Consider the following 13164-nt stretch of genomic DNA (forward strand, 5'->3'; position numbering starts at 1 on the left):
GCTTTTTTAGTGCGCCCATCTCGAGAGGCGCGCGGCGTGATGCGGCGCCCTGCTTTTGACAAACCTTCGTTGCAATCTTTTCCCATCGAAACAGCTGACTCAAAAACACTTGGCTGTGAACGCCAGACTGAGGCGATCCTGCTACGATCGCGACGTGACGATGCCGCGCGAATTCAATAATCAAGAACACGACGGGAGGTATCGAACACATCCGGACATGACATCGGCATTCCTGATTCCTGCCGGGATCTGCCCGCGCGGGATGACCGCTGGAATGCGACGCCGCGCAGCGGACATTGCACCGACCGGCATTTGGAAAATCTGAAATCAACAATCTTATGAAGAGCGAGGGACGATCATGATCAAAGTGAAGATCAACGGCCAGGAACAGAGCTGGGACGGCGACCCGGATCTCCCGCTACTCTGGTTCCTGCGCGACGAGGCCGGGCTGACCGGCACCAAGTTCGGCTGCGGCCAGGCTCTGTGCGGCGCCTGCACCGTCATCGTCGACAAGGAAGCCGTGCGCGCCTGCATCACGTCGATCAACGACGTCGCCGGCCGCGAGGTGACGACGATCGAAGGCCTGCATCCGAACGGCGATCACCCGGTGCAGAAGGCCTGGCGCCAGGTCAACGTTCCCCAATGCGGCTTCTGCCAGGCGGGCCAGATCATGCAGGCGGCTGCGCTGCTGATGGACAACCCAAAGCCGTCGCACGACCAGATCCGCGAGGCGATGTCCGGCAACATCTGCCGCTGCGGCTGCTACCAGCGCATCGAGAATGCGGTCCATCTCGCATCGACGGGAGTGTGACATGAATTTCATCGACAACCCGAAGAAGCTTCGTGGCTTCGAGAAGAACATCAAGGTCGAGAAGGTTTCGCGCCGCAGCATCCTGAAGGGGCTCGGCATCACCGGAGGCTTCGTGCTCGCGGCGCCCGTGATGTCGCGCCAGGCGTTCGCCTACGAGACCGGCGCCGGCAAGATGCCGCACGGCGTCGTGGTCGATCCGCGCGTGTTCGTCGCGGTCGCACCCGACGGCACCGTCACCATCCTCGCCCACCGCGCCGAGATGGGCACGGGCGTGCGCACCAGCCTGCCGCTGATCGTGGCCGAGGAGATGGAAGCCGACTGGTCCAGGGTCAAGGTGGAACAAGCCCACGGCGACGAGGTCAAGTTCGGCAACCAGGACACCGATGGCTCGCGCAGCACGCGGCACTATTTGATGCCGATGCGACAGATCGGTGCCTCCGCCCGCACCATGCTGGAGCAAGCCGCCGCGAAACGCTGGGGCGTGCCGGCCACCGAGGTCAAGGCCGTCAATCACGAGGTCGTCCACAGCGCGACGAGCCGCAAGCTCGGCTTCGGCGAGCTCGCAGCCGACGCCGCCAAGGAATCGGTGCCGAGCATCGAAGGGCTCAAGCTGAAGGATCCCAAGGACTTCCGCTATCTCGGCAAGGGCCAGATCGGCATCGTCGATCTCCATGACATCACCACCGGCAAGGCGCGTTACGGCGCCGACGTGCGGCTGCCTGGCATGAAGTATGCCGTGATCGCGCGCCCGCCAGTGACCGGCGGCAAGCTCGTCAAGTTCGATCCAGACGCCGCGTTGAAGGTCCCCGGCGTCGAGAAGGTGATGCAGGTGCGCGGCTGGCCGTGGCCGTCGAAATTCCAGCCGCTCGGCGGCGTTGCCGTGATCGCGCGCAATACCGGCGCGGCGATCAAGGGCCGCGACGCGCTGAAGCTGACCTGGGACGACGGCGCCAACGGCAAATATGACTCCGTCGCCTACCGCAAGGAGCTCGAGGAGGCCTCGCGCAAGCCGGGCCTTGTGGTGCGCCAGGAAGGCGATGCCGAGGCTGCTCTGAAGGGCGCCGACAAGGTCGTCGTCGGCGAATATTATCTGCCGCACCTTGCCCATGTCAGCATGGAGCCGCCGGTGGCGGTCGCTGACGTCAAGGGTGACAAGGCGGAGATCTGGGCGCCGGTGCAGAGCCCGGGTGGTACGCGCGAGGACGTCGCAAAGACGCTCGGCATTCCCGAGGGCAATGTCACGGTCAACGTCACGCTGCTCGGCGGCGGTTTCGGGCGCAAGTCGAAATGCGACTTTGCGCTCGAGGCCGCGCTTCTGTCGAAGGAGCTCGGCGTGCCCGTCAAGGTGCAGTGGACGCGCGAGGACGACGTTCGCCACGATTTCCTGCACACGGTCTCCGTGGAGCGGATCGAGGCGGGCCTCGACAAGAACGGAAAGGTGATCGCCTGGCGCCATCGCAGCGTGGCCCCGAGCATCGGCTCAACGTTTGCGGCGGGTGCAAAGCACCAGGCGCCTTTCGAGCTCGGCATGGGCCTCGTGGACATGCCGTTCGAGATCGCCAACATCTCCTGCGAGAACCCCGAGGCTGCGGCGTTCACCCGCATCGGCTGGTTCCGCTCGGTCTCGAACATCCCGCGCGCCTTCGCGGTCCAGTCGATGGTGGGCGAGATCGCCCATGCGACCGGCCGCGACCAGAAGGAGACGCTGCTGGCGCTGATCGGCAGCCCGCGCATCGTCAAGCCTGCTGTGAAGGACATGTGGAACTACGGCGAGCCCCTGGACAGCTATCCGATCGACACCGCGCGCCTGCGCAAGGTGGTCGAACTGGTCGCCGAGAAGGGCCAATGGGGACGTCAGGTGCCGAAGGGCCATGGCCTCGGCATCGCCGTGCACCGCAGCTTCGTCAGCTATATCGCGACCATCGTCGAGGTGGCCGTCGACGACAAGGGCAAGCTGACGGTGCCGCGGGTGGACACCGCCATCGACTGCGGCACCTATGTCAACCCCGAGCGCATCGCCTCGCAGATCGAGGGCGCGGCGATCATGGGGCTCAGTCTCGCCAAATACGGCGAGATCACCTTCAAGGACGGCAAGGTGCAGCAGAAGAACTTCGACGACTTCCAGGTCCTCAGGATCGACGAATCCCCTGCGGTGACCAACGTCTACATCGTGCCGCCCGGACCCGACACGCCGCCGAGCGGCGTGGGCGAGCCCGGCGTCCCGCCATTCGCGCCGGCGCTGATGAACGCCATCTTCGCCGCGACCGGAAAACGCATCCGCAGCCTTCCGCTCGGCAAGCAATTGGAAGCGTAAAGGCGGGAACACAAGGCGGCCTCGCGCCGTTTGCATCGATCTGACAGGAGCAGATCGATGACCCATATCTCAAAGGCGCTCGCAGTCCCGTTGCTGTCGAGCGCCTTTCTTTTGACGGCCACTGGCGCATACGCCCAGAGCAACACCAAGCCGCCGACCACGGCGACGCGCCCCAGCACGCCGGACCAGAACTCTCTGCCCAACGCCAATGCCACGCCGCCCTCGACCACCCAGACCACCGGACAGCACAATCCAGATCCCAAGGTTCGCGAGATGAACCAGAAGGAAAAGGATAAGGTCGAGCGCGAGGGGAAGTAACGATCTGGCGCATCGGCGTTTTGACGCCGTGATTATCGGCTCTAGTTCTTCGCCGAAGCGCATCGATGTGCCCTCTCGCCTTGCGGGAGAGGGCAGCGACGCCGGTTGCCACGATCACGCTTGGGTGAGGGGTATGCCTGCGCGAGTCTCGCACATTGTGATGTGCCGATAGAATCCCTCATCCGGCGCTTCGCGCCACCTTCTCCCGCAAGGGGGGAAGGGAAGCCGCCGACGCAAAATGCGGCGGACGTTGCCGTCCGCCGCATTTGCCCCCTGACACTCCGCTTCTTTCGATCCGCCAGCGGAGCTTATTTCTTCAGCGCAAACACCCAGATCACGCCGCCCTGCGGCACGTTGGCTTCGATGCCGATATCGTTGGTCACGAGTGCATCCTGGATGCGCTGCGCATCCACGCCCCATCCCGACTGGATCGCGATGTATTGCGTGCCGTCGATCTCATAGGACACCGGCATGCCCATGATGCCGGAATTGGTCTTCTGCTCCCACAACAGCTCGCCGGACTTCGCGTTGAAGGCGCGGAAGTTGCGGTCGTTGGTGCCGCCCACGAAGACGAGATCGCCTGCGGTCGCCGTCACTGATCCGAACAGCTGCGACTTGGGGAAGTTGTGTTGCCACATCTTCTTGCCCGTCACGGGATCCCAGGCCTGGAGCTCGCCGAAATGATCGGCACCCGGCTTCGTCTTCAGGCCGATGTCCTCCGGCTTGGTACCGAGCCAGAGCTCGCCGGGCTTGAGCGGGACCTTCTCGCCGGTGAACCCGCCGCAAAAATTCTCGTTGGCGGGCACGTAGACGAGGCCGGTTTTCTGGCTGTAGGCCGCCGACGGCCAATCCTTGCCGCCCCACAGCGACGGACAGAACTCCACGCGCTTGCCGACCATCGGCTTGTGCGCGGGATCGACGATCGGCCTGCCACTCTCGGCGTCGATGCCCTTCCAGACGTCGGTGGAGACGAACGGCCAGCCGGCGACGTAGTTGATCTTGGTCGGCGTGCGCTCGAGTATCCAGAAGATCGCATCGCGTCCCGGATGGACCAGGCTCTTGATGTTGCGACCGTCGCGTTGCAGGTCGATCAACATCGGGGCTTCGACCTCGTCCCAATCCCAGGAATCGTTCTGGTGATACTGGTGATAGGTCTTGATCTTGCCGGTGTTCGGATCGAGCGCGAGCACCGACGAGGTATAGAGATTGTCGCCCGGATGCATCTCGCCGGGCCACGGCGCGGCGTTGCCGACGCCCCAATAGATCGTCTTGGTGTCCTTGTCGTAATTGCCGGTCATCCAGGCCGAGCCGCCGCCGTTCTTCCAGTCCTCGCCCTGCCAGGTGTCGTGGCCGGGTTCGCCTTCGCCCGGAATCGTATAAGTCCGCCACAGCTCCTTGCCGTCCTTGGCATCATAGGCGGCGACATAGCCGCGCACGCCGAACTCACCGCCGGAGCCGCCAACGATGACCTTGCCGTCGACGATCAACGGCATCAGGGTCATGTACTGGCCCTTCTTGTAGTCCTGCACCTTGGTGTCCCACACCACCTTGCCGGTCTTGGCGTCGAGCGCGACGACATGGTCGTCGGTGGTGGCGAGATAGAGCTTGTCCTCCCAGAGGCCGACGCCGCGGCTGGTCGGATGCAACTGGAACAGGTCGTCGGGAAGCTGCCGCTTGTAGCGCCAATATTCGTCGCCGGTCTTGGCGTTCAGCGCGATCACCTGCCCCATCGGGGTCGCCACGAACATCACGCCGTTGTTGACGATCGGCGGCGCCTCGTGACCTTCGACCACGCCGGTCGCGAAGGTCCAGACCGGCGTCAAGTTCTTCACATTCGAGGTGTTGATCTGGTCGAGCGGGCTGTAGCCCTGCCCGTCATAGGTCCGCCGGTAGAGCATCCAGTTGGCGGGCTCCGGGTTTTCCAACCGCTGCGCGGTGACCGGCGCGTAGTTCTCGACCGGGCCTGATACGGCGGCGGTCGATGCAAGACACGTGAAGGCGACGAAGCCGGACAGTAACCACTGCTTCCTGGTCATGGCGTTCCCCTTTTTTCATTCGTTTGAATTCTTGTTTTGAATTCTTGTCGTTCGTCCCGTCGTCCGCCAATCGGCGGATGCGGCCTCTCGTGATGCGGGCAGAACCCGCACGCCCATCATCCCGGCTGCGCGCCACCTACCTTTCCGATGAAGTTTCCGGCGACGCTGAGCGAGCCGTCAGCCAGCGCCAGCGGCAGCGCAGCGAGCCGCCGCGGCGCCGGCCCGAACACCACCTGCGCGCCCGCGCGAGGATCGTATTCGGAGTTGTGGCACATGCATTTGAGCACTTCCTTGTCGCCGACATCGCTCTTCACCCACGCTGTGACAGGACAGCCGGCATGCGAGCAGATTGCCGAATAGGCGAGGATGCCGTCGACAGCGCGCGCTTTCGTCTGCTCGTCGAGCTCGGCGGGGTCGAGCCGGATGATCAGAATCTCGTTGAGGCGCGAGGCGCTGCGCACGACCGACGTCTTCGGATCTTTCGGCCAGGCATGCACCGGCGGTCCGCCGGCCGACAGAGCGGCCGCGGTGACGGGCTGTCCCTCCTGATCGCCTTCTGAGAACACGAGCAGATCGCCCTTCTGAGGCCGCTCGTCGGAGCCGGGTGCATCCTCGCCCGCGTGGACTTGCGGGGAGCAGGCGAGGCACGCCGTGGTGGCCAGCGCACTCATCAACAGCGCCCGCCGGGTTTGCTCCGTGCAGGCGTCAGCTTCGGATTCCGCTGTGTTGTCGGAAGATGAAGAGGATGTGTTGAACGATGCACGCGACATGTTTGCAAGCAGGCGCTGGAACTCTGCCGAAAAAAAGGCAGCGATTTTTCCCGCAGTGCATCAATAGGCCTTTGCTCGCATTGATTGAATGCGAACATGCGCATTTACGCGCTTATTTTGAATTGCAACGTCACGCTACGCGACCGGCATGATGATTTTGCAGATCAGGTCAATGCTGTCGGTATTGGTGCAATGCGCCGACGCTCGGCGCGATCATAGCGAGATCAGTGCGGCTTGCGCATTTCTCAGGCAGGCATTTTGTATTCTAGGAGCGGAGCACGTGACGCGGCGAAGCGATGCGACCGGCCAAGGTCGCCGACGCCATCTCGAAGCTGTCGGCGATGCGGCGCGCCCTGTCGATGAACAGCGCGGCTGCTTGCGGCGGGCAGACCTCGCGCGCGGTTTGTTCGAACAGATCGAGCCAGCGGTCGAAATGATGGCCGGCCAGGCTCAGTGGCATGTGCGCCCGCATCGGCGAGCCATGATAGCGGCCGCTCATCAGCACGACCGACGACCAGAAATCCCGGAGCTTGGTGAGATGTTCGTCCCAATTCTGCACGATCGCGAACACCGGCCCCAGCAGCGCATCCTCACGGACGCGGCCATAGAAACGAGTCACGAGTTCCCCGATCATCTCTTCGGTGATCCCCGTGCGCTCGATTGCATCCTGGGTCAGCAAATTCCGCCGCGCGGTCGCAGCCTCGCGCTCGGCCTTCAGTCGATCCGACATCTTTGTTTCGTCCGTTTTGTCTTCACCCTGTCCCCTTGTGGGAGAGGGTGGCTCGCCGCGCAGCGGCGAGACGGGTGAGGGGTTCTCTCCGCGTATTCCTCACGCATTTGGGCTCGCGGAACCACCCCCCCATCCGGCGCTTCGCGCCACCTTCTCCCACAAGGGGAGAAGGAAGGACGCATCCGCGCCCATCTTGGTGCAAGTCGCTGCACCCGTCTTTGTCGCAACGCAAATAACGGGTCAGGCGCCGTAAGTGTAAAAGCCCTGCCCCGTCTTGCGGCCGAGATGGCCGGCATCGACCATTTCCTTGAGCAAGGGTGCCGGACGGTATTTGGGGTCGTTGAAGCCTTTGTAAAAGACCTCCATCACCGACAACATGGTGTCGAGCCCGACAAGATCAGCGAGCGCCAGCGGCCCGATCGGATGGTTGCAGCCGAGCTTCATGCCGGCATCGATCTCTTCCGCCGTCGCAATCCCCTCCTGTAGCGCGAAGATCGCCTCGTTGATCATCGGGCAAAGAATGCGGTTGACGGCAAAGCCGGGGCTGTTCTTGGCCGTGATCGCCACCTTGCCGACGCGCTTGGCGAAATCGAGCGCCTTGGCGTGGGTGTCGTCGGAGGTCTGCAAGCCGCGGATGAGCTCCAGCAGCGCCATGACCGGAACCGGATTGAAGAAGTGCATGCCGATGAAGCGGTCGGGGCGGTCGGTCGCCGCGGCGAGCTTCGTGATCGAGATCGAAGAGGTGTTCGTGGCGAGCAGCGTGCGCGGCGACAGCGTCGCACAGAGATCCTTCAGGATCTTGACCTTGAGTTCCTCGTTCTCGGTGGCGGCCTCGATGACGAGATCGCAATCGACGAGCTTGGCGCGGTCGGTGGTGCCGGTGATGCGCTTGAGCGTGGCGTCGCGATCGCCCGCCGACATCTTCTCCTTCTTGACCAGGCGCTCGAGGCTGCCGCCGACCGTCGAAATCCCGCGGTTCACCGCCGCATCGGAAATATCGACCATCACGACCGAAAGCCCGGCCGCGGCACAAATCTGCGCGATGCCGTTCCCCATGGTCCCTGCCCCGATGATGCCAACGGTCTGGATCATTGCCTCAATCCTTTATCCTTACGGACGTGCCATACTGGCCCCGCCCCATTGTTCCTGCATCAGGGTCTAGCACTGCCCCAGGGCGGGTGCGACCTGATCCTCTCCCTTCCTTAAAGCATCCAAGGCGGGAATAAAGCCGCCTTTCGGCCGCTAAACGGCATGATTTGACGCCCCCGGCCTGTTTGGCCCGCCTATCCACGGCATCCCGTCTCCGGGAGCGCCGAGCGTTCGGGAGCACCGGGCTCGAGGTGGGCGCGCCTCAACCGAGACGAAGCACCTTGCCCGGATTCATGATGTTCTTCGGATCGAGCGCCCGCTTGATCGTGCGCATGATGTCGAGCTCGGCCCGGGAACGGTAGTGCTGGAGCTCGTCGAGCTTTTCGATACCGATGCCGTGTTCCGCCGAGATCGAGCCGCCCATGGAGGTGATGAGGTCGTTGACGGCCCGTGTGATCGCCGCGGAATACTGGGACAGCGTGTCGAGGTCCATGCCCTTCGGGCCCATGAAAGAGAAGTGGACGTTGCCGTCTCCGATGTGGCCGAGTGGATAGGGGCGGATCGTCGGCAGGATGGCGAGCACGGCCTCGAGACCGCTGTCGATAAACTCGGGAATCCTGGAGACCGCGACCGACACGTCGTAGCTCAAGCCCGGACCTTCGGTGCGCGATGCCTCGGCCACGCTCTCGCGAATCCGCCACATGTTGCGCGACTGCGCTTCGGTTTGCGCGATCACAGCATCCAGCACCCGGCCCGCCTCGAGTTGGTCGGCCAGGAACTGCTCCATCCTGTCCGATATGCCGGTGCCATCGTCCTGCCGTGGCCGGGCCGACGACCATTCGAGAAGGAGATACCATTCGGTCTCAGCCTTGAGAGGATCCTGGGTGCCGGGAATGTGGCGCAGCACCATGTCGGTGCACGCACGGCTGATGAGCTCACAGGAGCCGACATTGTCATCGGAAGCGGCATGCGCCTCCGACAGAAGGTCGATGGCGGCCTTGGGATCGCGGATTGCAAGCCATGCCGTGCATACGTCTTTCGGCGCCGGCCAGAGTTTCAGCACCGCCTTGGTGATGATGCCGAGCGTCCCTTCGGCGCCCATGAACAGATGCTTGAGGTCATAGCCGGTGTTGTCCTTCTTGAGTGCGCGCAGGCCGTCCCAGACATCGCCGTTAGCCAGCACGACCTCCAGACCCAACACCAGATTTCGCGCATTGCCATAACGCAGCACCTGCACGCCGCCGGCATTGGTGGACAGATTGCCTCCGATCATGCACGAGCCCTGAGCACCGAGGCTGAGCGGAAAGAGGCGGTCGTGGCGCGCGGCCGTGTCCTGAAGCGTCTCGAGGATGCAGCCTGCCTCCACGGTCATGGCGTAGCCGACGGGATCGACATTCAACACCTGGTTCATGCGACCGAGCGACAGCACGATGCCGCGGTGCATGGGCCACGGCGTAGCGCCGCCCATCAGGCCGGTGTTGCCACCTTGCGGAACGATGGCAATGCCGTTGTCGTAGCAGAGCTTGACGACAGCGGAGACTTCCGCGGTGCTGGCCGGACGCACGACCGCCCCGGCCTGCCCCGCCAGCGTGCCGCGCCAGTCGGTCACGAAAGGCAGCTTGTCCTGCTCGTCCAGGATCAGGCCTTTGTCGCCGACGATGGCCCGCAAGCGGTCGAGAACGGCCGACGTCACGGGTGCGGTCGGAATCGAGGGAGCGGTGGGAAGAGCTGCACCCGGCATGTGTTCCTCTCTTTTCGGCCGTTCAGCGCCCTGGGGCGCCAGCCTTCGTTCTTGTTTTCATTCTGGGCGGTGGTGCGACGATCCTAGCATAGGGGTCGCGCTTGCGGGAACGTCCCGGCAGTAAGCCTCGTGTGGATTTGCCTGGAATGCTGAATGCAGGCGCACTTCCGCCGAGGTCCCGCATACCCTACTGTGCCCGGATCAAATTCGGATTGGAGCTCATGAGCCGTTTCTGGAGTCCCGTCGTCCACACGCTTTCGCCCTACGTCCCCGGCGAGCAGCCCAAGCAGGACGGCATCGTCAAGCTCAATACCAATGAGAACCCCTACCCGCCCTCGCCGCGCGTGCTGGCGGCGATCGCATCGGCCGCGGAGCGGCTGCGCCTTTATCCCGATCCGCGCGCAACGCGCCTGCGCGAGGCGATCGCGGCCCATTGCGATGTGGCGCCCGAGCAAGTGTTCGTCGGCAACGGCTCCGACGAGGTTCTGGCCCACACCTTCCAGGCGCTTCTGAAGCACGAACCACCGCTTCTATTCCCCGACGTCACCTACAGCTTCTACCCCGTCTATTGCGGCCTCTATGGAATAACGCATGACGAGGTGCCGCTCGATGCTGCGATGAGGATCGATATCTCCGACTACAGGCGACCATCGAGCGCCATCCTGCTCTGCAATCCGAACGCTCCTACCGGTATCGCGCTTCAGCGCGACGCAATCGCGTCGCTGCTGGCCGAACAGCCGGACCAGCTGGTGGTGGTGGACGAGGCCTATGTCGATTTCGGCGCCGAAAGCGCCGTGCCGCTGGTTGCGCGCCATGACAATCTGCTGGTCATCCAGACCTTCTCGAAGTCGCGCTCGCTCGCTGGCCTGCGGGTTGGTTTTGCCATCGGCCAACGACCGCTGATCGAAGCGCTGGAACGGGTGAAGGACAGCTTCAATTCCTATCCCGTCGATTGCCTCGCGATCGCCGGCGCCGTCGCCGCGATCGAGGATGATGGCTGGTTCAGAGAAAGCCGTGCCCGCATCATCGCAAGCCGGGAAAACTTGGCCCGCGATCTTGGACCACTCGGCTTCGAGGTGTTGCCCTCGCTCGCCAACTTCGTCTTCGCGCGCCATCGAAGCCGGAGCGGAGCAGATCTCGCGACCGCGCTACGCGCGCGCGGCGTTCTGGTCCGGCATTTCGGAAAGCCGCGCATCGAGGACTTTCTGCGCATCACGGTCGGAACGGAGGCCGAGTGCGCCCGGCTTGTTGAAGTGCTGCGCGGCTTGATCTGAGCCCCGACGGTCCCGGCATCGGGCAGCGTCAAACGGTGAGGCCGAACGCCACCTCTGGCCATACCGCGCGAGGCTTTGATTTCCGGTCAAATTCGGGCTACCAAACCGCTCCGCCGCCTGCATTGCACGACGATCCCCTCAGGGAAATAAACGTGACTCACCTCCGCAGTCCAGAAATCGACGCACCCGAAACATTGTGGCGGGCGCCGAAGCTCAGGCGCGGATGAACGACTTCGCGCGATCCGTCGGCGCCGCATTCACGCTGATCGGCGAGGCCGATGCAGAGCTTCTGGGCATCGTCGGACTGTCGGTGCGCGTCAGCCTGACCGCCAGCATCCTGGCGCTTCTGATCGGGGCGCCGTTCGGAGCCCTGCTTGCGATCACCCGGTTCCGCGGGCGGCAGGTCATCATCGTCCTGACCAATGCCTTGCTTGGTCTTCCGCCGGTCGTGGTCGGGCTAGCGCTTTATCTTCTGCTGTCGCGCTCCGGCCCGTTCGGGGCGGCCGGCCTGTTGTTCACGCCGACGGCCATGGTGATCGCGCAGGCGCTGCTCGCAACACCGATCGTGGTGGCACTGGTGCACCGGCCGGCAAGCCTGCTGTGGGCGGAGTATGGCGACCTGGCGCGGATCGACGGGCTGTCAACGCTACGCAGCATCGGCTTGCTGTTCGCGCTGGGCCGGACCTCGCTGCTGACGGCCTTTCTCGCAGCCTTCGGGCGCGCGATCGCCGAGGTCGGCGCCATCCTCATCGTCGGCGGCAACATCCGCGGCTTCACCCGCACGATGACCACGGCGATCGCACTGGAAACCAGCAAGGGCGACCTGCCGCTGGCGCTCGGGCTCGGGCTGATTCTGCTCGCACTCAGCGTCGCAGTGTCGACTGTCGCCTTCCTGCTAGTGGGACGCGTTGGGGAAAAATAGCTGCTCGCCGCCGACCTTGTAGCCGGCGATGGCCTCCTGCCCCTTTGAAGAGATCAGCCAGTCGATGAAGGCCTGCCCGTCCCGCGCCTTCACGTTCGCATGCTTGACTGGATTCACCAGCATGACGCCGTACTGGTTGAACAGCCGCTTGTCGCCTTCGGTCAGGACGGCGAGCTCGCCGCGGTTCTTGAATGACAACCAGGTGCCGCGGTCCGACAGCAGATAGGCGTTCAACGACGAGGCCATGTTTAATGCCGGGCCCATGCCCTGGCCGATCTCGCGATACCAGCCGTCCTTGGCGGCACCGAGGTCGATGCCGGCCTCCTTCCACAGCCGCAGCTCGGCCGCGTGCGTACCGGACTTGTCGCCGCGCGAGATGAACGGCGCCTTCGTGGCGGCGATCTTGCGCAGCGCCTCGGCCACGTCCTTGCCGCCGGCGATCTTCGCGGGATCGCTCTTCGGCCCGACAACAACGAAGTCGTTGTACATGACGTCGAAGCGCTTCACGCCCTCGCCTTCGGACATGAACTTGTCCTCGGCAGGCCTGTCATGGACGAACACGACATCTGCATCACCGCGCCGTCCGATGTCGAGCGCCTGGCCCGTGCCGACGGCCACGACTTTCACGTCGATGCCTGCGGCCTTTGAGAACAGCGGCAGCAAGTAACCGAACAACCCCGACTGTTCCGTTGACGTCGTCGAGGCCACGGTGATGGTGCGATCCTGCGCGAATGCGATCGTGGACCAGAGCAGAACCGCTCCGAGAGTCAGTATCCTTTTCATGCCTCGTCCTTACACCAGATGGCGGATGTTCCAAACTCTACCGTCGATAGAGCTGTAGAGGGAACCTCGACAAGCGCCACAACGCGCTTGGTCATGATCCTCGCGACGCTCCTAAGTGAGGAACGTCCGCTCCGCGCGCAAGTTGTCCTCAAGTCAACCCAGGAGGAAACCAGATGAAGAAGTTCATTTTGGCATCCGCGTGCATCGTGGCGCTGGCGACCAGCGGCGCCTTTGCGCAGACACAACCCGCCCCAGGCGCATCCGGCCACGGCGACGTTGGCCCCTCGTGGGGGGGGGCCGCGCGCCCCGCCCGCAGGTGGGGGGCAAACCCGGATTTATATAAGGGCCCCCCCCCCCCCCCCCCCCCGCGCCGGCG

Annotated in this window: 11 protein-coding genes; 5 read left to right on the forward strand and 6 right to left on the reverse strand. The window is 63.9% G+C overall.

Translation table 11 applies throughout. The features are described 5' to 3' along the window. Nucleotides 1–358 precede the first annotated feature (358 nt). Genes AC0L2J_RS14000 through AC0L2J_RS14010 form a run of 3 tightly spaced genes read left to right on the forward strand, consistent with a single transcriptional unit; the run spans nucleotide 359 to nucleotide 3443 of the window. A complete protein-coding gene (locus tag AC0L2J_RS14000; protein ID WP_007612984.1) occupies nucleotides 359–811 on the forward strand; it encodes a (2Fe-2S)-binding protein in 453 nt (150 codons plus the stop codon). Nucleotide 812: 1 nt separating this feature from the next. Next, a complete protein-coding gene (locus AC0L2J_RS14005; RefSeq protein WP_473390733.1) occupies nucleotides 813–3125 on the forward strand; it encodes a xanthine dehydrogenase family protein molybdopterin-binding subunit in 2313 nt (770 codons plus the stop codon). Between the two features lie 57 nt (nucleotides 3126–3182). After that, nucleotides 3183–3443: a hypothetical protein gene (locus tag AC0L2J_RS14010; protein ID WP_473250893.1), complete on the forward strand. Its 261-nt coding sequence runs from the start codon at nucleotides 3183–3185 to the stop codon at nucleotides 3441–3443. 308 nt (nucleotides 3444–3751) lie between these two features. Here AC0L2J_RS14010 and AC0L2J_RS14015 read toward each other — a convergent pair whose 3' ends face one another. The 5 genes from AC0L2J_RS14015 to AC0L2J_RS14035 all read right to left on the reverse strand — a co-directional run bounded on the left by AC0L2J_RS14015 (nucleotide 3752) and on the right by AC0L2J_RS14035 (nucleotide 9809). Continuing rightward, on the reverse strand, nucleotides 3752–5479 hold the full coding sequence (locus AC0L2J_RS14015; RefSeq protein ID WP_473390735.1) for a methanol/ethanol family PQQ-dependent dehydrogenase: 1728 nt from the start codon (nucleotides 5477–5479) through the stop codon (nucleotides 3752–3754). A gap of 116 nt (nucleotides 5480–5595) precedes the next feature. Beyond that, nucleotides 5596–6249 carry a QcrA and Rieske domain-containing protein gene (locus tag AC0L2J_RS14020; RefSeq protein ID WP_473390739.1) on the reverse strand — a complete coding sequence of 218 codons (654 nt, stop codon included), beginning with the start codon at nucleotides 6247–6249 and terminating at the stop codon, nucleotides 5596–5598. 265 nt (nucleotides 6250–6514) lie between these two features. After that, nucleotides 6515–6979, reverse strand: coding sequence for a group III truncated hemoglobin (locus AC0L2J_RS14025; protein ID WP_007612990.1), 465 nt, complete (start codon nucleotides 6977–6979; stop codon nucleotides 6515–6517). Between the two features lie 240 nt (nucleotides 6980–7219). Continuing rightward, on the reverse strand, nucleotides 7220–8071 hold the full coding sequence (locus AC0L2J_RS14030) for a 3-hydroxybutyryl-CoA dehydrogenase (RefSeq protein WP_007612992.1): 852 nt from the start codon (nucleotides 8069–8071) through the stop codon (nucleotides 7220–7222). A 259-nt stretch (nucleotides 8072–8330) separates the two neighbouring features. Beyond that, entirely contained in the window at nucleotides 8331–9809 is a 1479-nt protein-coding gene (locus AC0L2J_RS14035) for an FAD-binding oxidoreductase (RefSeq protein WP_473390743.1), read from the reverse strand. Between the two features lie 221 nt (nucleotides 9810–10030). On the opposite strand from AC0L2J_RS14035, the gene hisC reads away from it, so the two are divergent. Next, nucleotides 10031–11083, forward strand: coding sequence for a histidinol-phosphate transaminase (hisC, locus tag AC0L2J_RS14040; RefSeq protein WP_473390746.1), 1053 nt, complete (start codon nucleotides 10031–10033; stop codon nucleotides 11081–11083). Between the two features lie 223 nt (nucleotides 11084–11306). Then, nucleotides 11307–12005 (forward strand): ABC transporter permease, encoded by a 699-nt coding sequence (locus tag AC0L2J_RS14045; RefSeq protein ID WP_473250899.1) that lies wholly within the window; start codon nucleotides 11307–11309, stop codon nucleotides 12003–12005. Here AC0L2J_RS14045 and AC0L2J_RS14050 read toward each other — a convergent pair. Then, nucleotides 11979–12788, reverse strand: coding sequence for an ABC transporter substrate-binding protein (locus AC0L2J_RS14050; RefSeq protein ID WP_473390750.1), 810 nt, complete (start codon nucleotides 12786–12788; stop codon nucleotides 11979–11981). The genes AC0L2J_RS14045 and AC0L2J_RS14050 overlap by 27 nt on opposite strands. Between the last annotated feature and the right edge of the window lie 376 nt (nucleotides 12789–13164).

Source organism: Bradyrhizobium sp. MV1.5, from assembly GCF_055807615.1.

Excerpts from the sequence above, each read along its gene's own strand:
- AC0L2J_RS14000 (WP_007612984.1), top strand. The coding sequence starts at position 359 with ATGATCAAAGTGAAGATCAACGGCCAGGAACAGAGCTGGGACGGCGAC.
- AC0L2J_RS14005 (WP_473390733.1), top strand. The coding sequence starts at position 813 with ATGAATTTCATCGACAACCCGAAGAAGCTTCGTGGCTTCGAGAAGAAC.
- AC0L2J_RS14010 (WP_473250893.1), top strand. The coding sequence starts at position 3,183 with ATGACCCATATCTCAAAGGCGCTCGCAGTCCCGTTGCTGTCGAGCGCC.
- AC0L2J_RS14015 (WP_473390735.1), bottom strand. The coding sequence starts at position 5,479 with ATGACCAGGAAGCAGTGGTTACTGTCCGGCTTCGTCGCCTTCACGTGT.
- AC0L2J_RS14020 (WP_473390739.1), bottom strand. The coding sequence starts at position 6,249 with ATGTCGCGTGCATCGTTCAACACATCCTCTTCATCTTCCGACAACACA.
- AC0L2J_RS14025 (WP_007612990.1), bottom strand. The coding sequence starts at position 6,979 with ATGTCGGATCGACTGAAGGCCGAGCGCGAGGCTGCGACCGCGCGGCGG.
- AC0L2J_RS14030 (WP_007612992.1), bottom strand. The coding sequence starts at position 8,071 with ATGATCCAGACCGTTGGCATCATCGGGGCAGGGACCATGGGGAACGGC.
- AC0L2J_RS14035 (WP_473390743.1), bottom strand. The coding sequence starts at position 9,809 with ATGCCGGGTGCAGCTCTTCCCACCGCTCCCTCGATTCCGACCGCACCC.
- hisC (WP_473390746.1), top strand. The coding sequence starts at position 10,031 with ATGAGCCGTTTCTGGAGTCCCGTCGTCCACACGCTTTCGCCCTACGTC.
- AC0L2J_RS14045 (WP_473250899.1), top strand. The coding sequence starts at position 11,307 with ATGAACGACTTCGCGCGATCCGTCGGCGCCGCATTCACGCTGATCGGC.
- AC0L2J_RS14050 (WP_473390750.1), bottom strand. The coding sequence starts at position 12,788 with ATGAAAAGGATACTGACTCTCGGAGCGGTTCTGCTCTGGTCCACGATC.